This window comes from Mycetocola sp. Y444, assembly GCF_059445295.1.
The window spans coordinates 478,767-503,425 of sequence record NZ_JCAIUB010000003.1; the positions used below are offsets into that span (position 1 = coordinate 478,767).

The window sequence follows — 24,659 nt, forward strand, 5'->3', positions numbered from 1 at the left end:
AATCCATGACCGATGTCGCAAGCCAGCCACCCGCAGAGGGCGATGACCGGGAGGTCCTGACCAACCGACAGGGTCACCCCGTCTACGACAACCAGAACTCGCGCACCGTCGGCGCACGCGGCCCGGCCACACTCGAGAACTACCAGTTCCTCGAGAAGATCAGCCACTTCGACCGCGAGCGTATCCCGGAGCGCGTCGTTCACGCACGCGGCGCCGTCGCATTCGGTTACTTCGAGGCAACCGGCAACTGGGGCGACGAGCCCATCTCCAAGTACACCCGCGCCAAGCTCTTCCAGGAGCCGGGCAAGCGCACTGACCTTGCCATCCGCTTCTCCTCCGTTATCGGCGGACGCGACTCATCCGAAGCCGCACGTGACCCCCGCGGATTCGCGGTCAAGTTCTACACCGAAGACGGCAACTGGGACCTCGTCGGCAACAACCTCGGCGTGTTCTTCATCCGCGACGCGATCAAGTTCCCCGACGTCATCCACTCCCTGAAGCCAGACCCGGTGACCTTCCGCCAGGAGCCGGCTCGCATCTTCGACTTCATGTCGCAGACCCCAGAGTCGATGCACATGCTCGTCAACCTCTTCAGCCCGCGCGGCATCCCGGCCAACTACCGGACCATGCAGGGCTTCGGTGTCAACACCTACAAGTGGGTCAACTCCGAGGGCGAGACCAAGCTCGTCAAGTACCACTGGATTCCGAGCGTCGGCGTCAAGAGCATGACCGAGAAGGACGCTGTGGCAGTTCAGGCCGGCGACCTCGGTCACGCATCCAAGGACCTCTACGAGTCGATCGAGAACGGCGAATACCCCGAGTGGGAGCTTCGCGTCCAGCTCATGTCTGACGACGCGCACGACGAGCTCGACTTCGACCCGCTCGACGACACCAAGCTCTGGCCGGAGAACGACTTCCCGCCGAAGACGGTCGGCAAGATGGTGCTCAACCGCAACGTCTCCAACTTCTTCGCCGAGAACGAGCAGCTCTCGTTCGGTACCGGTGTGCTCGTCGATGGTCTCGACTTCTCCGATGACAAGATGCTCGTTGGCCGTACGTTCTCGTACAGCGACACGCAGCGCTACCGCGTCGGGCCGAACTACCTCCAGCTCCCGGTCAACCAGGCCAAGAACGCCAAGGTTCACACGAACCAGCGCGATGGCCAGATGACCTACCACGTGGACGGTGGCGAGAACCCGCACATCAACTACGAGCCGTCGATCACCGATGGTTCGCTGCGTGAAGCCACGTACCCGACCCACGACGAGCAGGGTCCCGAGATCGTCGGGCGCCTCACGCGCAAGCGCATCCCGCGCACCGATGACTACACGCAGGCTGGCCAGCGCTTCCTGCTCATGGAGCCGTGGGAGCAGGACGACCTCGTCGCCAACTTCGTCGAGCTCATCGGACAGGCGAGCCGCGAGGTGCAGGAACGTATGGTCTGGCACTTCTTCATGGTGGAGGACTCCCTCGGCGCCCGCGTCGGTGCCGGTCTTGGCATCAGCGCTGACGACGTTCGTCACCTGCCGCCGCTCGCGAGCCAGACCCTCAACGAGGCTGAGCTTGCCCGCCTCGCGAACCTCGGCAACAACGGCCCGCGGGACGTCGCCGGACTGGTGATGACCCACTGCGTGCCCAACGAGCACGTCGTTGTAACGCTGTAACCAGCACCAACCCGTAGTGAAACGGCGGGCCCCGGGAAATCTCCCGGGGCCCGCCTTTTTGCTGTGCGGATGCCTGTCGTGGGCCGCCCGCGAACCGCTCGGCCTGAATCGGCGCGGTTGGACAATCCGTTCCCAACGGTGGCCGATGCCGCACGGATGTCGTCTCATCCGGGCGGTCGTGTCATTTTTCTGGACTCACGTTCCTCGATTTCGGGATGAGAGGCTCTCGCGGCAATACTCATCAGCGTGACTGCCGACCCGCGTTCCAGCGCCATCCCCACGTCCATCGACGGCCTTGAATTCGCCATGATCAGCTCCTCCGGAAGCGCCGTATCGAACGAGCAGCCCTCTCGCTTCCGGTACCACCAGGACGGAGCGATGATCTGGGGTGAATACGCCGGGGACACGGTCGCCGTCGGCCGTTTCGTCGGGCGTCGCGAGGGCGACACGCTGACGGTTTGCTTCACCCACAGCCCGGCCAGCGGGGTGGGCGACGTTGTGATGGGCATCGCGCGCAGCGTTCTGCGCCGAGGCGACGACGGGCGGCTGTACCTGGACGAAACGTTCGAAAAGAACGGAGATACGCACGAAAGTGCGTGCGTCGAGGTAGCCGCTGACCTCAGTTGGCCGGAGCCTCGTAACCTTCGCGCACCCGAGGCGAGCACATCGCCGATGGACGGCGCCAGTTTCGTTCTCGAGCATTCGACGGCGAGCACAGTGAGCCCCACCGATCCGACCCGCTTCGATTTCGAGGAGAGTACCGGTGTGGTTTGGGGCAGCTACAGTGGCGACACCGTCACGAGCGGGCACTGCGTCGGTCGCTTTCGGGACGGTGCGCTCGAGGAATACTTCGTGCATCACGTCAGGGCGACGGATGCCACGTTGCTCGGTGACAGTTCAAGCAAGCTGCAGCGCCGCGACGACGGTCGCCTCGAATTGATCGAGAACTTCGTGCTCGATGGCGTCCCCGGGTACAGCGTCTGTGTACAGTCGCCCCACTCTTCCGAATCGAGCGCTCACGCTGCCGCGAGTGTTTAGGCGCTGAGTCCAGGACGCGCTGGATTGACTCTGGTAAAGCGGGTCATCCCCAGTGGGGCGCCCTCCGGCTCACGCGGGGGCAGGTCGCTTGGCAGGAGGTACGGGCGCTGGAACACTTCGTCGAGCACGAGCACCGTTTCAACGGACTTCACTTCGGGCTGCGCGGCGAGCACTCCGATCACGAAATCGTGGATGGATCCGACATCGGTTCCGCGAATGAGCAGCATGGCGTCATGCTCGCCCGTGGTGATGCGGCACGACTCGATTTCGGTCATCTGCTCGACCCGCTCGCGAAACGATTGCCAGCTCTGCGGATGGACAGAGAGGAACACGAGCGCGCAAATGCCGAGCCCGGCCTTGGCGGGATCGATGCGGGCGCTGAATCCCGTAATCACCCCATCTGCGACAAGTTGCTCCACGCGGGTGTAGACATTCGCTCGCGAGACATTCACGCGCTCCGCCAAAGCCGACATTGATATTCGACCGTTATCTCGCAGCTCCATCAAGATTTTCAGGTTGATCTCATCGAGCGGAGGCCGTGATTGTCCAGCGGTGGACGCGGCGGTGCTGGCTTTTGCAGACATTCTGAAGGTTATTCCCTCGGGGTGGGGTGCAAGTTCTCTAACAACTCGCTTTGAGTGGACAGAGTATCGGTATTTGTGGGAATCTCAAGCAAAGCTGTCCAGAGTCAGTGCAGGCGGCAAGGTGGGGTCCCGACCCACGTTGCTCCCGGCGACGGCGGTCAACTTTCGTCCTCTGTCTCATCAAAAGGAGTTACCCGTGCGCAAGAACTTCCGTTTCGTCGCCACGGCCATCGGCCTGAGCGCAACGCTCGGCATCGTCGGCTGTACCGCTTCCGCGCCGGAGGGTGGTGACGCGCCCACGAGTGTCGTCATCGACACCGCGTTCACCCTGGAGACAGGAGACCCAGGCCGCAACTACGTGCCGACCGGCTACATGGTGTCCAAGGCGGTCTACGAGACCCTCCTCGACTTCGCAGGCTCGGATGAGAGCACCCCCATCGACGGTCTGGCCAGCTACACCGCCAACGAGGATGCGACGGTGTTCACTTTCACCCTTGAAGAGGGCCGGGTCTTCTCCGACGGCTCGCCGATCACGGCTGATGATGTCGTCTTCTCACTCAACCGGGTGAAGGGGATGACCGAGAGCAAGGCCAACTTCCTCATGGCAGGTATCGAGGTCGCGAAGATCGATGACAAGACCGTGGAGCTCACCACGGCCACGCCGTCGCTCAAGCTGCCAGCACTGATGACCAATCCCTCGTTGGCAATCGTCAACTCCAAGGTCGTTATCGAAAACGGCGGCACGACCGACAATACTGACGCTGCCGAGGAGTTCCTCAACGGCGCTTCGGCCGGGTCAGGTCCATACGTTCTCGACTCCCTCGACTTCGAATCTCAGGTCGTGCTCACCGAGAACGAGAACTACAACGGTGATGAGGACATCGACTTCACCCGGGTCGTCATCCGCAGCGTCTCCGAAAGCGCAACCCAGAAGATGAACCTCGAGGGCGGCGATTCCCAGGTGGCCGTTGACCTCAGCGGTGACCAGGTAGCGGAACTCAAGGATGGGGTGACCGTCACCTCAACGCCCTCGGCGCAGACGATCTTCCTCTTGCTGAACCAGGCCGACGGTGTCAGCCCCGTCACATCCAGCCCGGACTTCGTGTCCGCGGTGCGCTACGCGCTCGATTACGATGCCCTGCTCGAACTCGCGGGTGCCGGGTCTGAACAGGCAACCGGTGTCATCCCACCGTCCTTCCTCGGAGCACTCACAGACGGAGTAGAGCAGGACCTCGACGCCTCGAAGGCCGCTTTGGAAGCGTCCGGCTATGCCGGCGAGACGGTCACTCTTAAGTACCCGAACGACTACCCGGTCGGCGGTGTGAGCTTCACGCCACTCGCCGAACGTATCCAGTCACAGCTGAAAGATGCCGGCATCACCGTCGAACTCGCCCCTGCGCCGTTCACCACGCAGATCGACGAGTACGTCAACGGCCGTGAGGCCTTCAGCATCTGGTTCTGGGGACCGGACTACGCCGACTCAGCCAACTTCCTGCCTTTCGCGGCCGGCCAGAAGGTCGGCCTCCGCGCCGGGTGGGCAGCCGAGCAGTCGCCAGAGATCGTCGAACTCGCGACAGCGGCCGAGAACGCCACAACCGTCGAGGAGCGTGAGTCCGCGTTTAGCGCATTCGCCGCGGCGTTGCAGGAGGAGGGGCCGTTCGTGCCACTCATCGTCCCAGGATCCAACATCGCAACGGCCAGCTTCATCTCCGGCGTCGCGTACAACTCGACGTGGACGATGGACATCGCCGAGCTCAAGGCCGAGTAGAGGGAACCGCCGGCGTGGGAACGAAACCCCGCGCGACCCGCGGGTATCCGGCCAGATCTCCTCTGGCCGGATACCTGCTTCGTCGCTTCGGAATGTCTATATTGCTGCTCTTCGGCGTCACCGTCGTGACCTTTGCCCTGGCCAATCTTGTGCCGGGCAATCCGATCGTCGCGGCGCTGGGCGAGGGGGCAGCAAGCAACCAGGCCACCGTCGACGCCTACGTCAAAAAACATGGGCTCGACCAGCCCCTGCCTGTCCAGTACCTCACCTATGTCACGAACCTTTTCCAAGGTGAGATGGGGACATCGCTGCGCACGGGTCAGCCCGTCGCCTCTGACCTGCAGAAGGCCGTTCCGGCCACTGTCGAGGTGGCGCTCGGCGCGATCATCGTGAGCCTTGCCGTTGGCATCACGCTTGGTTCGATCGCCGCATACCGTCGCGGCAAGATCAGCGACCAGGTCGTCCGCGTCATCTCACTCATCGGCCTCAGCATCCCCACCTTCTGGATGGCCCTCGTCAGCTTCAACGTCTTCTTCCTGCAGTTGCGGATAGCGCCGGGCTCCGGGCGGCTTTCGCCGATCCTGAGTGCGCCGCCTCATGTGACCGGGCTGTACACGATCGACTCCCTGCTGGCCGGACAGTGGGTGACCTTTGCTGACGCGATGGCGCACCTCATGCTCCCCGTCTTCGTTCTTGCCCTGTTCACCATCGGTCTGCTTACGCGCTTCGTGCGTACGTCAGTTCTCGAGGTGCTCGACGCCGACTACATTCGTGCAGGCCGTGCGAAGGGTCTGCGTGGACCGCGCATGCTGTTCGGCTATGTGTTGCGTGGCGCCTCGCTGCCCATTCTCACGATCGTGGGGCTTGCCTTTGGATCGCTGCTCTCAGGAACGGTGTTGGTTGAGGCTGTCTTCGCCTGGCCGGGGCTCGGCACCTATGCCTACAACTCCGCAACAAGCCTCGATCTGCCGGGTGTCATGGGTGTTGGTCTGATTGTCGGTGTGATCTATCTGGGCATTAACTTCGTCGTGGACATGCTCTATGGCGTTCTCGACCCGAGGGTGAGGCTCGCGTGAAGCGGCGTTGGTACAAAATTCCTACGGCATGGGTCACTCCGCTCGGCATTGTCGGCGCTGTGGTTGCGGCCTTCTGGATTGTCGTCGCGTTCACGGCGCCCCTGTGGGTGCCGTTCAACCCGCTTGCGCAGGATCTGCCACGCCTGCAGGCTCCCGGCCTCGAGACTCTCATGGGCACGGATGCGCTCGGTCGCGATATCTTTTCCCGCCTGATGACCGGTGCGAGCGTAACCATTCCCCTCGCACTGTTGCTTGTCGTCATGTCCCTTCTTGTCGGCACTCTCCTGGGCGCGGTCGCCGGCTACTTCGGCGGCTGGATCGATGAGATTCTGATGCGGCTCACCGACCTCGTGATGGCGTTCCCCACGGTGATTCTCGCGATGGTGGTCGCTGCTGCGCTCGGACCGTCGCTTTTCAACGCGGTGATTGCGGCCTTCGTCGTGTCGTGGCCGCAGTATGCCCGTATGACGCGCAGTATCGTGCTCGGGCTCCGCGGCCAGAACTATGTCATGGCCGGCCGGCTGCTTGGCTTCTCGCCCGGTAAGACGCTTCGGGTCGATATTGCCCCCAACGTGGTTGGGCCGATTCTGGTACTCGCGAGCCTGGATATCGGCACTGCGATCCTGTTGCTCTCCGGCCTCTCCTTCCTCGGGCTCGGCGCACAGCCTCCGACGCCGGAATGGGGCTCGATGATCTCAGCGGCTATGGAGAACTTCGACAGCTGGTGGATCGGGGTGTTTCCTGGGCTGGCCATTCTTACGGTTGTGATGGCCTTCAACTTCGTCGGTGACTCGCTACGCGACATCTTCGATCCAACGTCGCAGATGAGCGGGGTCCGTTCATGAGCGGCTCCTTCACCCGGTCGGCACGGGCTGCCGAGGCTGCGGCATCCGGCGCAGCTCTCCGGATCACTGATCTCACCATTTCCGTCGGCCCCCGAAAGCAGCAAAGGCCCATCGTCAGCGGGATCAGCCTCGACCTGATTCCCGGCCGAGTGCAGGGGCTGGCGGGCGAATCAGGCTCGGGCAAGACGGTGTCGTCACTGGCGATCCTGGGCCTGCTGCCGACGAATATGACTGTGGGTGGTTCGATTCGCTTGGGAGATACCGAGCTCGTCGGACTTGGCCGGCGTGAGATGAATGACATCCGCGGTCGTCGTATCGCGATGATTTTTCAGGACCCGTCCGCGAGCCTGCATCCGCAACTCACGATTGGCTCGCAACTTACCGATCACGTCCGAACTCACCTGGGACTAGCCAGGGCGGAGGCACGGTCCCACGCGATAAAGCTGCTCGATCGGGTGCGTGTGCCCAACCCGGATGACGCTTTGGGGCGCTACCCGCACCAGTTCTCCGGTGGTCAGCGACAGCGCATCGCTATTGCCATCGCGCTCGCTTGTGATCCCGTTGTGTTGCTCGCAGACGAACCGACCACTGCGCTCGACGTGACAGTCCAAGCCGGTATTCTCCACCTGCTCCGCGATCTCGCGGATGAGCGACAATTGGCCGTCCTCCTCGTCACGCACGATCTGGGCGTGATGAGTGCGATCGCCGATGACGTCGCCGTCATGCGCCGTGGGGTCGTCGTGGAATCGGGTACGCGGGAGCAGGTTTTCACCGCGCCCAAGCACGAATACACCCGGGAGCTACTGGCGTCGCTGCCGAGCGCACACCGACCGTCGGCCGAAGAGACGATTTCGGATGTTCTCGCAAGTCAGGCTGCCTCCGAATTGCCTCCTGTGGCAGACGAAGATGCGCCAGTCGCCATTCCGCGAGCAGGAGAGAGGGATGCCCGATGACCGCGCTTCTGACCGTGCAGGACCTCGTCGTGGAGTACCACGGCCACTCTGTCGTGCGCGCCGTTGACGGGGTATCCCTCTCGATTGATGCCGGCGAAGTACTGGCTCTCGTTGGTGAGAGCGGCTGCGGAAAATCCAGCCTTGCCCGCGCCGTCGTCGGGATGGAGAAGCCCAGGGAGGGCGTCGTGCGCTACCGCGACAACGTGGTCCCGCTTCTCGGTGTGCGCAAACGCGACAAACGATTCACCTCGATCCAGATGGTGTTCCAGGACCCGAACTCCTCTCTCAACCCCCGCGTCAGGGTCGGGCAGCAGATCGCCGCGGGTATCCGCGCAGCTGTGAGCCGGGGCGATGCCGGTTCGAGTCCCGAGGAGTGGCTCGAGCGGGTCGGCCTGCCGACATCCATGACCTCACGCTACGCGCACGAGTTGTCGGGCGGGCAGCGCCAGCGCGTGGCCATAGCCCGTGCTCTGGCTGCGCGCCCAGACCTCCTGGTGGCGGATGAGCCGATCTCCGCTCTCGACGCGTCGAGCCAGGCATCCGTCGCCGACATGATGCGAAGGCTGGCGCTCGATGCGGGTGCTGCGCTGCTCTTCATCTCGCACGACCTTGCAATCGTCAGGTTGATCGCCGACCGCACCGCGGTGATGTACCGGGGAAAGATCGTCGAAGACGGAGTCTCGGAGCGGATCTGGAATGAACCGGTGCATCCGTATACGAAGGCTCTGATCTCGGCGATTCCCGAGCCGGACGGCAAGGGGATCCTGCCGGCGGCACCGGCGCTTGAGGCGCCGGCCGAGTGGCGTGAGTCGCTGCCCTCCGCGCTCAACCGCGTCTAGCCCGAGCTTCATCGAGTTTCATCGAGTTTCGCCGAGTGGCCCGATGCCTTCGTTGCGAGGGCGTCGTGCCGAGCGCCGACCATTGCTCGGCCGGAAACGGTCGTTGCGACGCGTTTCTGCCCTTGCTCGGTCAGTAATGGTCAGGTTTCGGGTGGAAGTGTCGCCGTTTCTGGCCGAGCAGCGCGCGTGCAGCCCTTTCTGGCCGAGCAACGGGGCCCGGTGAGCCCCGCGCCCGCATCCGCCCTCGCGGCGATGTCGGTGGGGCGTTCTATACCTGAAGTGTGCCGGATGAACCTATCCAATTCGATGGAGGACATCATGAAGGTACTTGTGGCACCACCCGTAATCGAGGGCCCCGACGGCAGCATCAACTCACTGGCGATCGAGGGTGAGCTGGTGATCGACCCCGGCCCGTGTTCGTGCGACGTCAGGGATTGTGTTGGCGGCTTCTCGTTCATCGGCGCTGCGTCCGGGCGACTGACGACGCAGGCCGTGATCGCCGACCTGCCGTTTCTCGACGTCAGGGAATTCCGGAAAATTGTGGTGAGCGGATGCTGCCGCGAGTGCGGCCGCGACGGTTACGCGGACCAGATGGTGCGTGACTCGCGCTTCACCGCCAATCGGTGGCCAGTGGGGTCAGTGGTCGGTCGGCGCGACGGGTACGCGTTTCTGCAGGAACGCGGTTCCGGGTACTGACCGTCGGCTGAACGCGGCACCGGCTACTGACCGTGAGCGGACCGCCGGCTGCGGGCGTTACGGAGAGCCGCCCGGTGCTTTGCGCGCGATGGCGGCGGCCACCCGCTCGATCAGAGCCAGCGGCGCTGGCGATTCCCACGGAAAGGTCACCGAGTCTTTCTCGCTGCGGTGGGGCGCCACCTCGGCTTCGAGGGACTCGTCGAAGCGCGGCACCGGATACAGACCGATGTGTTTCTTCCAGCCCGCGAAGTGGATGGCGTAGCGCCCGCCCAGCATGATCGCCGGCATCCCGTAACGGATCTTCTCATCGGCGTGAGGCACGCCCCGGTGAATCGCCTCCCGGATGTTCTGGAGCACGACCTGACGCTCGGCCGGAAAGCCGGCGATGTACTCGTCGACGGTGGCCGGGCTAGACATGCTGGGCTCGCAGGTACGCTTCGATGCGCGCAAACGCACCGTTCCACACTTCCCGGCTGAAGAAGTCGCGTACCTCGACGACCGGGAATCCGGTCTGCACGACGGTGACGAGGCATCCGTCGTCCTGGGCGTCGAAGGTGACCTCGATGCGGGTGGTCATCGCCGACCCGTCCGGTCCGCCGCCGGTCGACTCCGTCACGAGCCGGTGCGGGCGGTCGATCTCGAGGAACGTCTGCGTCTCGTGGAAGAGGGTGTCGGCATCAGGACCCCACACGGCGGTCTGCTTTCCGCCGACCCGCAAGTCGACGTGGATGTCGACGACTCCTGGCTTCTCGTCAAGAATGCTGAACCAGATCTTCTGCTTCTCGGCGTCCGTATAGGCGTCGAAGACCTGATCGGGGGTCGCGGGAAGGAAGCGCGTGATCCGCAGTCCGATGGTGTCGGTGGTGCCAGGTTGTTCAGTCATTTCTCTGTTCCCTTCTGGAGCGTGAAGTAGGCGTCCAGGCCGTCGAGTCGACGCTCCCAGAGCCGCTGGTAGAAGCCGATCCACGCCATGGCGTCGTCCAGTCGTTCGGTTCCGAGTCGGACCTGTCGTGTGCGCCCGACTTTTTCGGTCGAGACGAGTCCGGCGTCTTCAAGCACCTGGACGTGCTTCTTCATGCCGGTCAGCGTCATGCCCGCGGGTTCAGCGAGTTCGCCGATCGTCGCTGGTCCCTCACCGAGCCGGGTGAGGATCGAGCGACGGGTGGTGTCTGAGAGAGCGGAGAACGCCCGGTCGAGAACTGCATCGTGAACCATGTGGTTCAGTGTAGGTCGGCATCGAGCAGTCCACAAGAGAACCGAGCGTCGAATCTGGAGGCGGAAAAGCCCAAGTGTCTATGGGTTGACGGCCGGTGTGCCGGAGCGTTCTCTTGAATGAGGCGGCGTTCGAGCACCATCCGCCCGCAAGGAGTACGACCATGATCGCAACATACGAGCTGCACCGGGGATTCACGCTGGTCTGCCACGTCGACGCCCCGCGCACCGCGGTATTCCGGGCCTGGACAGACCCGGCTCACCTCGGCTGGTTCTATAACGACACGGCTCCGCTGCCGACCGAGCCCATCGATATCGATCTTCGAGTGGGCGGTGCGTGGCGGCAGCAGATGGTCATCGATGAGTTCACGAGGTACGTGACCGGCGGGATCTACCGCGAAATCTCGCCGGTCGACAGGCTCGTGTTCTCGTGGGGCGCCGTTGGCGGGTGGCCGGAGATCACGATGAGCCAACTCGGCGATGTCCCACTTGTCACGGTCATCCTGGGTGACTCTGACTCTGACGCAGACGCAGACGCAGACGCAGACGCAGACGCAGACGCTGACCGGTCGGATGCCGCGGACGTCACCCGCCGCGCGGACGACAGCGGAGAGAGTGCCGACAGCGGTGCAGCCCGTAGTGCGGACAGAGCTGCCGACAGATCCACCGACAGCACTCCCGATAGCGGCGCGGCCCCGGGAACGGACAGCGGAGCGGATGCCGGGACAGACATGGTCTTTTCCCTCGCGTTGCCCGACCACCTCACTGCCCAGCAAGCGCGGGCGTGGGCTGAGTCCGGCGTCGAAGAGAACTGGGAACTGACGCTCGATCGCCTGGTCGCGGCGGTCTCCGGAGAGGCGGACGGTCGCGAGCCACGCGGGCGGTGACCGGCACTATAACTTTGCCGACGGCATCCGTCGACCCTCTGGCCTCAGGCGGGTTGCTCAGCCAACCTTGAGTACCGACCGTGTGAACGGCCGATTCGAAGGGGCAACACATGAGTACCAAAGACAACCCGAGCAAGGGCCGCGAGGACAGCGTCGCGAAGGAGCAGAACGCTCCAGACCCGAATGACTCGCGTAAGCCAGACGACCCCAGCGACGTGAAGAAGCCGTCGTGGGGATACGTGTTCAAGCGAACGCTCCGCGAGTTCGGCCGTGACAAGTGCACCACCCTCGCCGCCGCTCTGACCTACTACGCCGTCTTGGCGATCTTCCCCGCGCTGCTCGCGCTGATCTCGCTGATCGGCCTGTTCGGCGAGGCCGGTGAGACAACCAAGCTGCTGCTGCAGATCATCGAGACCGCCGGATCCGAGTCGACGGCCGAGACCCTGCGCGGACCGATCGAGCAACTCGCGAGTGCACCGGGTGCCGGACTGGCGCTCGTCATCGGTCTCCTCGGTGCGATCTGGTCGGCCTCGGGTTACGTGAATGCCTTCAGCCAGGCAATGAACCAGGTGTACGAAGTCGACGAGGGTCGGCCGTTCTGGAAGCTGCGCCCCGTGATCCTGCTGATCACCGTCGTGCTTCTCGTCATCGCTGTCGTGATCATCCTCCTGCTGATCATCTCCGGTCCGATCGCCAAGGCAATTGGCGATGTGATCGGGCTCGGCGACGTTGCGGTGACCGTCTGGAACATCGCCAAGTGGCCAATCATCGCGATTCTCGCGATCATCATGGTCGCCGTCCTCTACTACGGCACCCCCAATGTGAAGCAGCCGAAGTTCAAGTGGATGACGCTCGGCGCGTTCATTGCCCTGCTCGTCATGGCAATCGCAACGGTCGCCTTCTTCTTCTACGTGTCGAACTTCTCGAACTACCAGGCCACCTACGGAAGCATTGCCGGCGTCATCATCATGCTGCTTTGGCTCTGGCTGATGAACCTGTCGCTGCTGTTCGGAGCAGAGTTCGATGCTGAAATGGAGCGGGGTCGCCAGCTCCAGGGCGGAATCGAGGCCGAGGATTCGCTGCAGCTTCCGCCGCGCGACACCAAAGCGAGCGAGAAGAAGCTCGAGAAGGAAAAAGACGACATCGAGCGCGGCCGTAAGCTGCGTGAGACACAGGGCGAGTCGCAGTCCGCTCCGGGGTCGGAGTCGCGGAACGACCGCCGCAGCTGACGAAAAGGAACCAACCGGGGGTCCGGCGATAATGGGAGCATGCCCTTGCTGCCCGAATCGCCGGACCCCCGCTTCGTTCTCGCCAGGGACAACATCCGGATCGCAACCTATGAGTTCGGCGATCCCGCTGGGCCGCCGGTTGTCCTCGTGCACGGTTTCGCCTCGGGGGGACTGCTCAACTGGCACCACGCCGGGTGGACCCGTGTGCTCAGCCGTGCCGGATTCCGTGTGCTCGCGATCGACCAGCGCGGGCACGGCGCGAGCAGCAAGCCGCACTCGCCCGAGGCGTACTCGATGCCGCTGCTCGTCGACGATCTGCTCGATGTACTCGACACCTTCCTCATCGATGAAGCACTCTTCGTCGGCTACTCACTCGGCGCCAGGGTGGGCTGGCAGGCGTGCCTCGACCTTCCCCACCGGATTACCCGCGCTGTTCTCGGCGGGATCCCCGACGGCGACCCGCTGACCCGGTTCCGCATCGATGAGGCTCGTGAATGCCTCGAGACCGGAACCGCACCCACCGACAAACTCACGGGAGCCTACGTGTCGATAGCGAGCGGCATCCGTGGCAACGATCTCGCCGCGCTGATCTCGCTCGTCGAGGGGATGCGCGGCGGCGCGCAGCCCGACCCGGCGAATCCGCCGCAGCAGCCTGTGTTGTTCGCGACGGGCAGTGAGGATGCGATCCTCGAGAAATCCCGCACCCTCGCGGCGTCGGCGCCGAACGGCACCTTCTTCGAGATCCCCGGCAGGAACCACTTCAACGCACCGACGTCGAAGGATTTCCGCAGCGCGGCCCTGGCATTCCTCACCGCGAGCTGACGCGGTAGAGACTGACGGCCCCGAGTGCAAGGGGGTCGCTATTTTGTCGCCGAAGCGGTGGTCGCCCCTAGGGTAAAAGCCATGTCTTCTCGCGCAGCGTCATCGTCCTCCGCCTCACCCAGCGGCCACTCGTCCGGATCGGCACGCTCGGCTGCATCCCGGCTTCAGGACAACCACGCCTTCCAGCTGATGGCCCGCGGCGGCTTTGCGGTCAACGGCCTCCTGCACATCCTCATCGGCGGCATCGCCCTCAGTGTCGCGTTCGGCGCTGGCGGCGAGGCAGACCAGGGCGGGGCGCTCAGTGGTCTGGCGTCGTCTCCGGGCGGTACCTTCCTGCTCTGGACCGTGACGATCGGCCTCTGGGCTCTCGGACTGTTCCAGGTGCTGGAAACCGTGCTGGTGCGTGGCAGCGACAAGGATGCCTGGGCCGAGCGCGCGAAGGAAGGCGGCAAGGCGATCGCGTACCTCGCCATCGGCTTCTCAGCATTCAGTGTGGCGACCGGAGGCGGCAGCAGCAGTTCAGGCCAAACGCAGGGCCTCACCGCGACGCTCCTGGCGACACCGGGCGGCGTCATCCTCGTGGTGTTGCTCGGACTCGGTGTTCTCGCCGTCGGCGTGTACTTCGTCGTGAAGGGCGCCCGTAAGAAGTTCCTCGAAGACATCACCGCGCCGTCGGGCAAGACCGGTCGAACGGTCACCGTGCTTGGCCAGACCGGTTACATCGCGAAGGGCATCGCCATCGCGGTTGTCGGCATCCTGTTCTGTGTCGCCGGATTCACCGCGGATGCCAGTGAAGCGACAGGTCTGGACGGCGCCCTCAAATCCCTGGCCGAGCTGCCGCTCGGACCGGTGATCCTGACCGTCGTGGCGCTCGGCCTCATTGCCTACGGTGTGTACTGCTTCGCGCGGGCCCGGTTCGCTCGGCTGTAGGGCAAGTCGCTAGCGTCGCTCGCAGCGCCGGTCACAGCCCCCGTCACAGCCCCCGTACAGTACCGTCGCCGGGGCCCGCGGAGTAGGCTCCATCCGAGCGGGAGGTGACACGCCATGACCGACAGTGACGGAATCAACCCAGGGGCAGCACCGACCACGACGGGGTGCGTGGACTGCGAAGCGAACGGCGGCTGGTGGTTGCACCTGCGTCGTTGTGCGGAGTGTGGCCACGTCGGATGCTGCGACGACTCCCTCGCGAAGCATGCGACGGCGCACTACGCCCAGTCCGGGCATCCCATCATCCAGAGTTTCGAACCGGGCGAGGACTGGTTCTGGAGCTACACCGACGAGACGTATGTGCGTGGACCGGCGCTCGCCGAACCGACGAGCCATCCCGCCGGGCAGCCGGTTCCTGGCCCCGCGTCGCTGGTTCCCCCGAACTGGCGTGAACTGCTCGGTGCCGAGCGGTGAGCGCTGCACCCGCCGCGTATACCGCCGCGCAGATCAGGGCGGCCGAAGCTCCGCTCCTCGCCGCCGGCGTTCCACTGATGCAGAGAGCCGCCGCCGCGCTCGCCCGTGAGTTGTGGCTGCTCCTTCCTCCCGACCGCCCCGGGCGAGTTCTCCTGCTCGTCGGCCCTGGCAACAACGGCGGCGACGCCCTCTTCGCCGGTGCCGAACTCGCCGCGGCCGGGGTCGATGTCACCGTCCTGCCCACCGCCGATCGGATGCACGACGAAGGCCGCGCGGCCGTTCTCGACGCGGGCGCGCGGATGCTGTCGGCCGATATCGACACGGATGCCGTGGCATCCGTCGCCAGAAAATCCGACGTGGTGGTCGATGGCATCCTCGGCACCGGAACGAGCGACAGCCCCGCGCTGCGCGGGCGGGCCAGGGAGCTCGTCGCCGCGATCCTGCCGGTACTGGCCAGCAAGCGCCCGCCCGTCGTGGTGGCGGTGGACCTGCCGAGCGGCGTGCACCCCGATGACGGCACGGTGCCGGACCCGACGGTGCTGCACGCCGACCTGACCGTCACGTTCGGAGCGTGCAAGACCGGGCTGCTGATCCGTCCGGCCGCCGATTACGCGGGCCGGATCGTGGTCGTCGACATCGGGCTGGGTCCCGAGCTGGCGCGGCTGGCGCCCGAGGCGTGACGCCCCGCGTGATGCCGCGGGTTCGTCCGGCACACCTGTCGGGTTGTGCGTGCAAAACCTGGCATCTGCGACGGACGGGCCTGGGCCGGTGTCGCGGGGCGCGTTCATCCGTCACGGGGGTCGGGTTTCCGGTGGAGAACCCGGCATGTGCGACGGATGAGTCGAATGGTCGCGCGGCGGCGGCCCTCATCGGTCGCGAATGTCGAGTTATCCACCCGGAGCCTGGCATCTGCGACGGACGGGCCTGGGCCGGTGTCGCGGGGCGCGTTCATCCGTCACGGGGTCGGGTTTCCGGTGGAGAACCCGGCATGTGCGACGGATGAGTCGAATGGTTGCGCGGTGGTGGCCCTCATCGGTCGCGAATGTCGGGTTATCCACGCGGAACCCGGCATGTGCGACGGCTGAGCCCGCACCTGTACCGTGTCTCCACAGTGCACGTGGGGCGTGCGCCTCTGGAGCCCGCGACGGCGGCGGTGATAATGGAATGTGTCCGTCCGCGCATCCGGTGCGAACGGCATCCGTTCGGAGTGACCCAATGACCGCTCGATACTTCCGTTATGTCGCCCTCGGCGACAGCTTCACCGAGGGCGTCGGCGACGAACTGCCTGACGGCCGCGTGCGAGGCTGGGCGGACTTCGTTGCACTCGGGCTGCAGGCCGCGGCACACGAACCAATCGGCTACGCCAACCTCGCGATCCGCGGGCGCAAACTCGGCCCGATCATCGCCGAGCAACTCGAACCAGCCCTCGCCCTGAAGCCCGACCTGATCAGCTTCAACGGTGGCGGCAACGACATCATGCGGCCGCGCGTTGCCATCGACTGGGTCGTCGACGAGACGGTCAAACTCGTCGATCGCGCCCTCCAGGAGCCCGACCTTTCGATTGTCGTCCTCGCCGGCGCAAACCCGTCCAGGCACCTCCCGATGGGCGGCCTGATGCAGAAGCGCGGTGACCAGCTGGCGGATGCCGTCTTCGCGGCACTGAAAGACCCTCGCGTCACGATCGTCAACAACTGGGCAGATGAGACGCTCACCGACATCCGGTACTGGTCGCCAGACAAGCTGCACCTGAACGCACTCGGCCATGCCCGTGTCGCATCCAACGTACTCACCGCCCTCGGCGTCCCAGTTCCGCCGGAGTGGGGCGTCGACGAGGTCGCGGCAGCGGCCTCGGGTCCCCGCTCCCGCAACACCGCGGCGTACTACCGCGAGTTCGTCCTGCCGTGGATCGGCCGCCGCGTCACTGGGCGGTCGTCCGGCGACGGGCGGGAGCCGAAGCGGGCCACCCTTCTGCCCGTCGACTGACCCCGGTTAATGGGCAGCTCTGCCCATCAGAACTGCCCCGGAATCCGCGCGCCTCCTACTAGTCTTGGGGACGTCGCGCCACGCCGGGGGAGGGATCGCATCGTGAGTCTGAGAGACGTCACCGTGTCGAGTTCCGCCCGCCGTCGCATCCGTTCATTTTCCGTCGCGCTCTGGGTCTTCGGATCTGTTCTCCTGTTCGTCAGCGCGCTCAACACCTATGAGAACATCGGTTTAGGTGACGACGGGTTCGCCGTTCTCGGTGAAGACGAGTACCCGTGGGATGCCGAGAACCCGCCGGTTTTCGAGGCGGACGGGAACGTGTACTCGGGCGATGGCAGCGGTGTCATCCGTATCCCGCTCGAGGAGCACAATGGCGACCCCCTCACGGTGCAGCTCGAAGCCGGCGAATACGTTGACCTGTTCGTGACGCGACCGGAAGACCTCGACCAGCCTGCCAACGACCGGTATTACCCCGACAATGTCGCGTATATGTACGAGCCAGACGACGAGGCGTTCGTGCTTCCGGCGGAGGCTGACCTCGAGCTCTGGGTTCGCACCGAAGGCGAGTGGAGTTTCACGCTTGCCCCCGCCGATGTCCGGGAGATCACCGACGGTTACGCCTCGGGCAAGGGCGACCAATTGCTCATCTACCGGGGCGATGCGGTCAGCGCCCGGTTCGAGCACGCGGGCGCCGGCGTCTTTTTCGTCACGATTCAGACCCCCGGCAGCGACCGGGACCAGCCCATCATCGACTCGGGAGAGGTCAGCGAACGGCTGTCGTGGGATCCCGCCGACTCGGTCTTCTTCAGCATCGAGTCTGACGCGGAACGCGGCGTCTGGACCGTCGACATCGACGAGCTGGCGAGCGACTCCCCGGAGCAGTCGACCCCGCCGCCGTCGGACACCCCGGCCACCCCGCCCGCAGAACCCGCCGAACCAGCATCCCGCTCCACGAGAGGAACACCATGAGTTTCGTTCAGACGCTCGACCAGGCGTTCAAGGCACGCCTGCCGCTTCTGTACATCGAGACGAGTGAGGAAGTGCGCGCCCTCGAGGAGATCACCCGCGCCGCCCAGGCTCTTCGCCGCCCCCGCGACGTCTGGACATGGACAAGCGCCGTCGGTCTCATCGGACCGGACGGCAAGAGCATCAACAACACGACAGCGCCCGCCCGGGCGCTCGATCACATCATCACCGTGCCCGAGAACGCCGTCTTCGTGTTCTGCGACCTGCACGCCTACTTCGGTACCGAACAGCGGCCAGGCGACCCCGTCATCGTCCGCAAGGTTCGCGAGACGGTCCTCGAATTACGGCACGCGGATGCCGCCCGCGCGTTGATCGTGACGGCACCGGTTCGCGCCATCCCACCCGAGCTGGACAAGCTCGCGCACCTGCTCGAATTCCCGCTGCCGAACACGACAGAGCTGGCCGCGATGCTCGACGCCATGATCGAGAACAACACGTCAGGTGGCGGCAGGATCCGGGTGGAGGCTGACGCCAGGACCCTCGAGAGTCTCGTCCAGGCGGCGCGCGGCCTCACGATGAGCGAGGCGGAGAACGCGTTCGCCCGCGCGATGGTCGACGACGGGCACCTCACCGCGAGTGACATCACCGTCGTGCTCGACGAGAAGCGCCAGATCGTCAGCAAGTCAGGCCTGCTCGACTTCGTCACGAAGGCACTCGACCTCGACAGTGTCGGCGGACTCAATAACCTCAAACGCTGGCTCTCGAGGCGCAACGGATCCTGGCTCGCCGAGGCCGAGGAGTTCGGGCTTCCCGCGCCCAAGGGTGTGCTCATCACCGGCGTTCCCGGGTGTGGCAAGTCGCTCACCGCCAAGGCCATGGCCGCATCGTGGGGCCTCCCGCTGTTGAGACTCGACATCGGCCGCATCTTCTCCGGGCTCGTCGGATCGTCCGAACAGAACCTGCGCCAGGCGCTCGCGACCGCCGAGGCGGTTTCCCCCTGCATCCTCTGGGTCGATGAGATCGAAAAGGGCTTCTCGAACACGACGGGCACCGGCGACTCCGGCACCACCGCGCGGGTCTTCGGATACTTCCTGACCTGGATGCAGGAGAAGAAGCATCCGGTGTTCGTTGTCGCGACGGCGAACAACATCGACTCGTTGCCGCCCGAGTTCATGCGCAAGGGGCGGTTCGACGAGATCTTCTTCGTCGACCTGCCGACCGCCGTCGAACGCCGGGCCATCTGGAGCATCCAGCTCGCTTCCAATGCCACAGACGGCAACGGCCTCGCCGCCATGGGGTCCCGGGCCGTTGACGCCCTCGTCGCCGTCAGCGAGAACTACTCGGGTGCCGAGATTGAGCAGGCCGTCGTCGTCGCCCTGTACGAAGCGTTCGCCGAGCGCCGCCAGGCCACCCTCGACGACCTCACCGAGGCGATCACCAACATGATCCCGCTCGCCGTGACGCAGGCGGAGGAAGTGCAGGCGATCCGGGCGTGGGCCGAGGTCCGCGCCGTGCGGGCAACCGGCAGCGAAGACATCGACGCCAACGAAGACGCACTCGTCGGTGCTGGCGACTCGCTCGGTTCCGGGCTGTCGAGCCGACGCGGCGGACGCACCGTTGACTTCTAAGCCGGCTGACGGCATCCGTTTCACTAGTTTCGATCTCGAGGACGACGAATGACAGACAAGCAGCTCATCGTGCAGGTCCGGCCGGACGGCACCGTGCACGCCGAAACCATCGGGATGTACGGCGACGAATGCCTCGACTACATCGCGGTGCTCGAGAATCTGCTCGACGCCGAGACCACGTCGTCGTCGTTCACCGAGGCGTACGCGCAGGTCGCCGCGCAGCAGGAGACGGCGACGAACAACTGGGACGGCGCCCGATGACCCTGCTCGCCACGCCGCGGATGCGGAGTGCGGGAGCGAGAGCGCAGCTCGGCACCGTCGAGCCTGTGTCTCGGTCGGGGGAGGAGCTGCGCTGGTCGCGGTTTCTGTCCGCAACGACGGCCGAGGGCCCCGGCCTGCGCTCGGCGCTCTGGGTGCAGGGCTGCAGCGTGCGCTGCCCCGGCTGCTTCAACCCCCACCTCTGGGCAGAGATCGGCGGGACCGTCGAGAACACGGCGGACCTGGCCACACGTTTCGTGACGGATGCCGCCAGTGCGGGCGTTGAGGGAATCACCCTTCTCGGCGGCGAACCCTTCGACCAGGCCGCCGCGCTCGCCGTGATTGCCGAAGCGTTTCGGGCCGCCGGACTCACCGTGATGACGTTCAGCGGCTACACGCTCGAGCTGCTCACCGACTGGGCGACCGAACGCGAGGACATCGCCCGGCTGCTCGCCGCCACCGACCTGCTCATCGACGGGCCTTACCTGCGCGATTCGCCGGACAGCGTGCGGCCGTGGCTCGGCAGCACCAACCAGGGCATCCGTGCCCTCACCACGGCCTACGCCGACGAGGTCGCTGCCATCGAGCGCGATGGTGGGCTCGACCGGCTTGAGATCCGGATCTCCCGCGACGGTCGCATCGATGTGAACGGCTGGGCGGATGCCTCGGCGCTCGAAGAACTACTGCATGACCTCGGTCCGCGACAGGACCGGCCCGGAACGAAAGCGAGACGCGCATGAGTGTCACCCTGGTCCTCCTCCCCATCGCCCTGGCCGCTGCCGCGGCGGCAGGTGGCGTTGGCGCGCTCGGCGCTGTCGCTACGGCGAAGACCGACGCCTCCGCCGCGGGTCGGCCCGCGCCGGAGATCCGCGTGCGCACCCGGATGAAAGACAGCACCCTCCTCGCCGACGCCCTCAGGAGCCTTGGCGCGACCGGCGTCGACGTCTCGCGGTCGCGGGTCACCGCTGATATAGATGGCGTCGCGTTGACCATGACGCTCACCGACGATGCGGTATGGGAAGCGCACGTGGAGAGTGACGCGCGTGAGGTGACCGTCGCGAGTGCAACCGACCTGTTGCAGCGGCTCGACGCTGCGTACGCTCAGGGGGTGCAACACGCGGTTGCCGAGAAGATCCGGCTTCGAGCCCTCGATGCCGGGTTCGACCTGGTCTCGGAAACCCGGGAGACGGATGACACCGTCACCATGGTGCTCAACGTCCGGACGGGCGCGTAACCAACGATGACCAACGCCGAGGCGAAGAGGAGCAGGACGCGGACACCCGTTCCCGTTGAGGGCCCGTCGCTGACCTGGCGTTTCGTCGCGAGCGCGTGGCTGATCCTGCTGATTCCGCCGGGCGCCGGGCTGTCATGGCTCGGTTTCGCGATCATCGCCGGCATCGGTCGACGGACCGCCTGGTGGATTTCCGCGGTGTTCTACGCGGTGGCCGCGGTCGTTGTGCACAACCTCGAGGGCGTTGCCGGTCACGTGGCGCAGGGCAGTCTGACCCTCGTTGCTCTCGCGCACGGCCTCGCGGTGAACCAGTCCTGGCTGCTCCTCCTCTGGAGCCGCCACGAGAACAGGCTCACCATCTTCGGCTTCCCGATGAAGGCTTCATCTCTCACCGATCCGAACCCGGCCGGCTCGCGGCGAGCCGAGGTCCCGAAGGAACTCGATGGAGTTCTCGGGGCGCGTGGCGCGTCTCGGTCGGATTACGTCGACGACTCGGTGGCCGCGCCGCCCCGAAAGCGTCCGACCTGGGCCGAACGGCGCGCCGCGAAAGCGACAGCTCGAGCGCGTGCAGAATCCGCCGCGTCGTCGGCTCGTACAGCTCAACCTGCGCGGCCAGCGGGCACGCTTGACCGGGGTTCGTCTCCCGCCGCTCAAGCCGGGCCGACCGAGGTCGAACTTGTGGACGTGAACACGGCCAACCACCGGGCTCTCGCCAAGCTCACTGGCATGGATCGCGGACGCGCCAAGGCGGCCGCCGCCGAACGGACGAGGCGGAAGGGCTTCGTCTCCCTCGAGGATTTCGCGGCAACCGCCGGGCTTCAGCCTCACGAGATCGCCCGGCTTCGCGGCGAGGCGTTCTGTTCCCCGCGGCCCCGAGCGCCGAGGACGTTTGGACGCCGCGTCGACTACTGATTTCAAACTTGAGTGCCATCGACTCAGGTTTCTCCCAGCATGGGAATAGGCAGGCCACCCCAGCGTTAAGTTGAGTGATCATTACTCACGTAACAGGAGGTTGCATTGCCTACATTCTTCGGTCCTGCCGGCTCCGGCAGCGAATCGTTCGACGAGTTCCTCGCTCGTTATCTGCAGGGACAGCGCTCCGCACAGTCGGGACGCAGCGTCGACATGACCAGGCTGCTCAGCCGGCGAACCCACGCAGTGCTCGCTGAGGCGGCCCGATTCGCGATCGCGCACGGCCACACCGAAGTCGACGCGCTGCACATTCTCCGCGTGCTCGTCGAGACGGCCCCGATCGCGGACACTCTCCGTGCCATCGGTACCGATCCGGCCGCTCTCGCTGATGCCGCAGAACAACGACTTCCCGACAAGAGTGACGGGTCGACCTCGGCCGCTCCCTCGCTCACGTCGGCCGCGCAACGAGCCCTGCTCGACGCCCACCAGGTGGCCCGTGCTTTTGGTTCGACCTACATCGACCCCGAACACCTCTTCTTTGCGTTCGTCGTCAACCAGGAGGCCATCGCCGGCCAGTTGCTGACGTCCTTCGGCGTCACCCCGCAGTCGCTGCAGGCCGTTCACGAGGCAGCCCGCACCGGGCAGCCGATGGCCCAGCCGAACGGCGCAGCCTCGAGCGACACCCCGATGCTCGACCAGTTCGGCACCGACCTCACCGAGCTCGCCCGGAACGGCGAACTCGACCCGGTGATCGGTCGGGCTGACGAAATCGCGCAGACCCTCGAGATCCTCTCGCGTCGCACCAAGAACAACCCAGTGTTGATCGGTGAAGCCGGCGTCGGTAAGACCGCTGTTGTCGAGGGAATCGCGCGAGCGATCGTCGACCACGAAGTGCCGAGCCTGCTCGAGGACAAGCGACTCATCTCGCTCGACCTTGCGTCGATGGTCGGTGGCACCCGCTACCGCGGAGACTTCGAGGAGCGACTCACGAAGCTCGTCGACGAGATCACCGCGCACAAGGGCGAGCTGATCATCTTCCTCGACGAGCTGCACACCGTTGTCGGTGCCGGCGGCGGGGGAGAGAGCGGCGGGATGGATGCCGGAAACATCCTCAAGCCGCGACTCGCCCGCGGCGACCTGCACCTCATCGGTGCGACGACGCTCAAGGAGTACCGCCGCATCGAGAAGGACTCGGCTCTCGAACGTCGCTTCCAGCCCGTTCACGTCGACGAGCCCAGTGTCGAAGACGCTGAGCGCATCCTTCAGGGGCTGCGCGGAAGCTACGAGGAGTTCCACGGTGTGACCTACACCGACGAGGCCCTCAAGGCCGCCGTCGACCTGTCCGCCCGGTATGTCACCGACAGGTTCCTGCCGGACAAGGCGATCGACCTGATCGACCAGGCCGGCGCACGGTTGCGTCTTCGCCGCGGCCCCGTCGTCGACACGAGTGAACTGCACGCACAGCTTGCAGTTCTCGAAGCGTCGAAGAACACGGCTGTCGCCGCCGAGAAGTACGAGGAGGCCTCCCGCATCCGCGACGAAATCGAGGAGCTGACCAAGCGAATCGCGTCTGCGGAATCGTCAGGGACGGCATCCGTTGTCGACACGGTTATCGACGAAGGCCAGATCGCGGAAATCATTTCGCGTGCGACGGGGATCCCGGCACACCGGATCACGCAGAGTGACCGGCAGCGCCTGGGTCACCTCGAGGCCGAGTTGCACCAGCGGGTGATCGGCCAGGATGACGCCGTCACGTCGATCGCGAAGGCCGTGCGCCGCAACCGAACGGGGATGGGGGACCCGAACCGCCCAGTGGGCAGTTTCCTGTTCCTCGGCCCGACCGGTGTCGGCAAGACCGAACTCGCGAAGGCCCTCGCCTTCTCGCTGTTCGGTGACGACTCGGCCATGGTTCGCTTCGATATGAGCGAGTTCGGCGAGCGGCACACAGTGTCGCGACTCGTCGGTGCTCCTCCGGGCTACGTCGGTTACGACGAGGCCGGCCAGCTCACCGAACGGGTTCGTCGCAACCCGTACTCGGTCGTTCTCCTCGACGAGATCGAGAAGGCGCACCCCGACGTGTTCAACCTGCTCCTGCAGGTGCTCGACGACGGGCGTCTGACCGATGGGCAGGGTCGCACCGTCGACTTCCGCAACACGGTCATCATCATGACGTCGAACATCGGTTCCGAGTTCCTCGCGAGCCGCAGCGGCGCCCTCGGTTTCGTCGCCGATGCTGCCAACGACAGCACAGGCTTCGGATCGGAGAAGGCACTGCGCGACAGGGTGATGGGCAAGCTGCGTGAGGCGATGCGTCCCGAGTTCCTCAACCGGATCGACGAGATCGTTCTCTTCCAGAAGCTCACCCCCGAGCAGCTGCACGAGATCGTTCGCCTGATGCTCGCGAAGACCACGGAGCGGCTCGCCGCGCAGGGCCTGACGCTGAGTGTCAGCGATGGTGCCGTCGACTGGATCGCGACGCACGGGTACGAGCCCGAGTTCGGTGCTCGCCCGCTGCGCAGGCTCATCCAGCGCGAGGTTGACGACCGGATCGCCGGGCTCATGGTCGACGCCGAGCTTCCCGCCGGCTCGATCATCGAAGTGGGCGTCGCCGGAGATGAGCTCTCCGTCGCGTCCAGGGCGTTCGAGGCCCAGTTGGCCGCGTAAGTA

Annotated in this window: 26 protein-coding genes; 22 read left to right on the forward strand and 4 right to left on the reverse strand. The window is 65.4% G+C overall.

Annotation, left to right across the window (positions count from 1 at the left end; genetic code table 11):
* The first annotated feature begins 5 nt into the window (after positions 1-5).
* Together AC1C2M_RS13770 and AC1C2M_RS13775 are read left to right on the forward strand one after the other, a co-directional pair.
* Entirely contained in the window at positions 6-1,664 is a 1,659-nt protein-coding gene (locus AC1C2M_RS13770) for a catalase (RefSeq protein WP_495437133.1), read from the forward strand.
* Positions 1,665-1,910: 246 nt separating this feature from the next.
* Complete coding sequence (locus AC1C2M_RS13775; protein WP_495437135.1) at positions 1,911-2,702, forward strand: avidin-fold protein; 792 nt, start codon at positions 1,911-1,913, stop codon at positions 2,700-2,702.
* On the opposite strand, the gene AC1C2M_RS13780 is transcribed toward AC1C2M_RS13775, so the two are convergent.
* On the reverse strand, positions 2,699-3,286 hold the full coding sequence (locus AC1C2M_RS13780; protein WP_495437137.1) for an Lrp/AsnC family transcriptional regulator: 588 nt from the start codon (positions 3,284-3,286) through the stop codon (positions 2,699-2,701). The genes AC1C2M_RS13775 and AC1C2M_RS13780 overlap by 4 nt on opposite strands.
* Positions 3,287-3,482: 196 nt before the next feature.
* Between AC1C2M_RS13780 and AC1C2M_RS13785 the strand changes: the two genes are divergently transcribed.
* The 6 genes from AC1C2M_RS13785 to AC1C2M_RS13810 all read left to right on the forward strand — a co-directional run bounded on the left by AC1C2M_RS13785 (position 3,483) and on the right by AC1C2M_RS13810 (position 9,463).
* Positions 3,483-5,054, forward strand: a complete 1,572-nt coding sequence (locus tag AC1C2M_RS13785; protein ID WP_495437139.1) for an ABC transporter substrate-binding protein — start codon at positions 3,483-3,485, stop codon at positions 5,052-5,054.
* Positions 5,055-5,068: 14 nt separating this feature from the next.
* Positions 5,069-6,130 (forward strand): ABC transporter permease, encoded by a 1,062-nt coding sequence (locus tag AC1C2M_RS13790; protein WP_495437140.1) that lies wholly within the window; start codon positions 5,069-5,071, stop codon positions 6,128-6,130.
* Positions 6,127-6,975: an ABC transporter permease gene (locus AC1C2M_RS13795; RefSeq protein WP_495437141.1), complete on the forward strand. Its 849-nt coding sequence runs from the start codon at positions 6,127-6,129 to the stop codon at positions 6,973-6,975. The genes AC1C2M_RS13790 and AC1C2M_RS13795 overlap by 4 nt, the downstream gene beginning before the upstream one ends.
* Positions 6,972-7,928: an ABC transporter ATP-binding protein gene (locus AC1C2M_RS13800; RefSeq protein ID WP_495437143.1), complete on the forward strand. Its 957-nt coding sequence runs from the start codon at positions 6,972-6,974 to the stop codon at positions 7,926-7,928. Before AC1C2M_RS13795 ends, AC1C2M_RS13800 begins: the two co-directional genes overlap by 4 nt.
* Complete coding sequence (locus AC1C2M_RS13805; protein WP_495437145.1) at positions 7,925-8,767, forward strand: ABC transporter ATP-binding protein; 843 nt, start codon at positions 7,925-7,927, stop codon at positions 8,765-8,767. Before AC1C2M_RS13800 ends, AC1C2M_RS13805 begins: the two co-directional genes overlap by 4 nt.
* A 318-nt stretch (positions 8,768-9,085) precedes the next feature.
* The gene (locus AC1C2M_RS13810; RefSeq protein ID WP_483406265.1) at positions 9,086-9,463 is read left to right on the forward strand and encodes a DUF7715 family protein; all 378 of its coding nucleotides are present in this window, start codon (positions 9,086-9,088) and stop codon (positions 9,461-9,463) included.
* Positions 9,464-9,520: 57 nt separating this feature from the next.
* On the opposite strand, the gene AC1C2M_RS13815 is transcribed toward AC1C2M_RS13810, so the two are convergent.
* From AC1C2M_RS13815 to AC1C2M_RS13825, 3 genes are read right to left on the reverse strand one after another with little or no spacing between them, the layout of a single operon-like run.
* A complete protein-coding gene (locus tag AC1C2M_RS13815; RefSeq protein ID WP_483406264.1) occupies positions 9,521-9,880 on the reverse strand; it encodes an iron chaperone in 360 nt (119 codons plus the stop codon).
* Positions 9,873-10,346 carry an SRPBCC family protein gene (locus AC1C2M_RS13820; RefSeq protein ID WP_495437146.1) on the reverse strand — a complete coding sequence of 158 codons (474 nt, stop codon included), beginning with the start codon at positions 10,344-10,346 and terminating at the stop codon, positions 9,873-9,875. Before AC1C2M_RS13820 ends, AC1C2M_RS13815 begins: the two co-directional genes overlap by 8 nt.
* Positions 10,343-10,678, reverse strand: a complete 336-nt coding sequence (locus tag AC1C2M_RS13825; protein ID WP_495437148.1) for an ArsR/SmtB family transcription factor — start codon at positions 10,676-10,678, stop codon at positions 10,343-10,345. The genes AC1C2M_RS13820 and AC1C2M_RS13825 overlap by 4 nt, the downstream gene beginning before the upstream one ends.
* A 161-nt stretch (positions 10,679-10,839) precedes the next feature.
* Here AC1C2M_RS13825 and AC1C2M_RS13830 point away from each other — a divergent pair, with 161 nt between their 5' ends.
* The 14 genes from AC1C2M_RS13830 (at position 10,840) to AC1C2M_RS13895 (ending at position 24,656) form a co-directional block, all read left to right on the forward strand.
* Positions 10,840-11,562, forward strand: a complete 723-nt coding sequence (locus tag AC1C2M_RS13830; RefSeq protein WP_495437150.1) for an SRPBCC family protein — start codon at positions 10,840-10,842, stop codon at positions 11,560-11,562.
* A gap of 110 nt (positions 11,563-11,672) precedes the next feature.
* Positions 11,673-12,791 (forward strand): YihY/virulence factor BrkB family protein, encoded by a 1,119-nt coding sequence (locus AC1C2M_RS13835; RefSeq protein WP_495437151.1) that lies wholly within the window; start codon positions 11,673-11,675, stop codon positions 12,789-12,791.
* A 39-nt stretch (positions 12,792-12,830) separates the two neighbouring features.
* On the forward strand, positions 12,831-13,613 hold the full coding sequence (locus AC1C2M_RS13840) for an alpha/beta fold hydrolase (RefSeq protein ID WP_495437153.1): 783 nt from the start codon (positions 12,831-12,833) through the stop codon (positions 13,611-13,613).
* A gap of 81 nt (positions 13,614-13,694) precedes the next feature.
* The gene (locus AC1C2M_RS13845) at positions 13,695-14,543 is read left to right on the forward strand and encodes a DUF1206 domain-containing protein (protein WP_483406258.1); all 849 of its coding nucleotides are present in this window, start codon (positions 13,695-13,697) and stop codon (positions 14,541-14,543) included.
* Positions 14,544-14,657: 114 nt separating this feature from the next.
* A complete protein-coding gene (locus AC1C2M_RS13850) occupies positions 14,658-15,014 on the forward strand; it encodes a UBP-type zinc finger domain-containing protein (protein WP_495437155.1) in 357 nt (118 codons plus the stop codon).
* On the forward strand, positions 15,011-15,694 hold the full coding sequence (locus AC1C2M_RS13855) for an NAD(P)H-hydrate epimerase (protein ID WP_483406256.1): 684 nt from the start codon (positions 15,011-15,013) through the stop codon (positions 15,692-15,694). The genes AC1C2M_RS13850 and AC1C2M_RS13855 overlap by 4 nt, the downstream gene beginning before the upstream one ends.
* Before the next feature lie 535 nt (positions 15,695-16,229).
* Positions 16,230-16,997, forward strand: a complete 768-nt coding sequence (locus AC1C2M_RS13860) for an SGNH/GDSL hydrolase family protein (protein WP_495433464.1) — start codon at positions 16,230-16,232, stop codon at positions 16,995-16,997.
* A gap of 102 nt (positions 16,998-17,099) precedes the next feature.
* On the forward strand, positions 17,100-17,966 hold the full coding sequence (locus tag AC1C2M_RS13865) for a hypothetical protein (RefSeq protein WP_495437157.1): 867 nt from the start codon (positions 17,100-17,102) through the stop codon (positions 17,964-17,966).
* Positions 17,963-19,591, forward strand: a complete 1,629-nt coding sequence (locus AC1C2M_RS13870; protein ID WP_495437158.1) for an AAA family ATPase — start codon at positions 17,963-17,965, stop codon at positions 19,589-19,591. The genes AC1C2M_RS13865 and AC1C2M_RS13870 overlap by 4 nt, the downstream gene beginning before the upstream one ends.
* Positions 19,592-19,639: 48 nt before the next feature.
* A complete protein-coding gene (locus AC1C2M_RS13875) occupies positions 19,640-19,852 on the forward strand; it encodes a DUF2997 domain-containing protein (RefSeq protein ID WP_495437159.1) in 213 nt (70 codons plus the stop codon).
* Positions 19,849-20,589, forward strand: a complete 741-nt coding sequence (locus tag AC1C2M_RS13880) for a 4Fe-4S single cluster domain-containing protein (RefSeq protein ID WP_495437161.1) — start codon at positions 19,849-19,851, stop codon at positions 20,587-20,589. Before AC1C2M_RS13875 ends, AC1C2M_RS13880 begins: the two co-directional genes overlap by 4 nt.
* Positions 20,586-21,083 carry a hypothetical protein gene (locus AC1C2M_RS13885; protein ID WP_495437162.1) on the forward strand — a complete coding sequence of 166 codons (498 nt, stop codon included), beginning with the start codon at positions 20,586-20,588 and terminating at the stop codon, positions 21,081-21,083. Before AC1C2M_RS13880 ends, AC1C2M_RS13885 begins: the two co-directional genes overlap by 4 nt.
* A gap of 6 nt (positions 21,084-21,089) precedes the next feature.
* Entirely contained in the window at positions 21,090-21,992 is a 903-nt protein-coding gene (locus AC1C2M_RS13890) for a ComEA family DNA-binding protein (protein WP_495437164.1), read from the forward strand.
* Positions 21,993-22,097: 105 nt separating this feature from the next.
* Entirely contained in the window at positions 22,098-24,656 is a 2,559-nt protein-coding gene (locus tag AC1C2M_RS13895) for an ATP-dependent Clp protease ATP-binding subunit (RefSeq protein ID WP_483406248.1), read from the forward strand.
* The last annotated feature ends 3 nt before the right edge of the window (positions 24,657-24,659 follow it).

What these genes read in the sequence shown, in the direction of transcription:
- AC1C2M_RS13815 (WP_483406264.1), bottom strand. Translation starts at nt 9,880, where the DNA reads ATGTCTAGCCCGGCCACCGTCGACGAGTACATCGCCGGCTTTCCGGCC.
- AC1C2M_RS13870 (WP_495437158.1), top strand. Translation starts at nt 17,963, where the DNA reads ATGAGTTTCGTTCAGACGCTCGACCAGGCGTTCAAGGCACGCCTGCCG.
- AC1C2M_RS13875 (WP_495437159.1), top strand. Translation starts at nt 19,640, where the DNA reads ATGACAGACAAGCAGCTCATCGTGCAGGTCCGGCCGGACGGCACCGTG.
- AC1C2M_RS13820 (WP_495437146.1), bottom strand. Translation starts at nt 10,346, where the DNA reads ATGACTGAACAACCTGGCACCACCGACACCATCGGACTGCGGATCACG.
- AC1C2M_RS13860 (WP_495433464.1), top strand. Translation starts at nt 16,230, where the DNA reads ATGACCGCTCGATACTTCCGTTATGTCGCCCTCGGCGACAGCTTCACC.
- AC1C2M_RS13885 (WP_495437162.1), top strand. Translation starts at nt 20,586, where the DNA reads ATGAGTGTCACCCTGGTCCTCCTCCCCATCGCCCTGGCCGCTGCCGCG.
- AC1C2M_RS13800 (WP_495437143.1), top strand. Translation starts at nt 6,972, where the DNA reads ATGAGCGGCTCCTTCACCCGGTCGGCACGGGCTGCCGAGGCTGCGGCA.
- AC1C2M_RS13835 (WP_495437151.1), top strand. Translation starts at nt 11,673, where the DNA reads ATGAGTACCAAAGACAACCCGAGCAAGGGCCGCGAGGACAGCGTCGCG.
- AC1C2M_RS13845 (WP_483406258.1), top strand. Translation starts at nt 13,695, where the DNA reads ATGTCTTCTCGCGCAGCGTCATCGTCCTCCGCCTCACCCAGCGGCCAC.
- AC1C2M_RS13850 (WP_495437155.1), top strand. Translation starts at nt 14,658, where the DNA reads ATGACCGACAGTGACGGAATCAACCCAGGGGCAGCACCGACCACGACG.
- AC1C2M_RS13825 (WP_495437148.1), bottom strand. Translation starts at nt 10,678, where the DNA reads ATGGTTCACGATGCAGTTCTCGACCGGGCGTTCTCCGCTCTCTCAGAC.
- AC1C2M_RS13805 (WP_495437145.1), top strand. Translation starts at nt 7,925, where the DNA reads ATGACCGCGCTTCTGACCGTGCAGGACCTCGTCGTGGAGTACCACGGC.
- AC1C2M_RS13890 (WP_495437164.1), top strand. Translation starts at nt 21,090, where the DNA reads ATGACCAACGCCGAGGCGAAGAGGAGCAGGACGCGGACACCCGTTCCC.
- AC1C2M_RS13840 (WP_495437153.1), top strand. Translation starts at nt 12,831, where the DNA reads ATGCCCTTGCTGCCCGAATCGCCGGACCCCCGCTTCGTTCTCGCCAGG.
- AC1C2M_RS13830 (WP_495437150.1), top strand. Translation starts at nt 10,840, where the DNA reads ATGATCGCAACATACGAGCTGCACCGGGGATTCACGCTGGTCTGCCAC.
- AC1C2M_RS13810 (WP_483406265.1), top strand. Translation starts at nt 9,086, where the DNA reads ATGAAGGTACTTGTGGCACCACCCGTAATCGAGGGCCCCGACGGCAGC.
- AC1C2M_RS13780 (WP_495437137.1), bottom strand. Translation starts at nt 3,286, where the DNA reads ATGTCTGCAAAAGCCAGCACCGCCGCGTCCACCGCTGGACAATCACGG.
- AC1C2M_RS13770 (WP_495437133.1), top strand. Translation starts at nt 6, where the DNA reads ATGACCGATGTCGCAAGCCAGCCACCCGCAGAGGGCGATGACCGGGAG.
- AC1C2M_RS13880 (WP_495437161.1), top strand. Translation starts at nt 19,849, where the DNA reads ATGACCCTGCTCGCCACGCCGCGGATGCGGAGTGCGGGAGCGAGAGCG.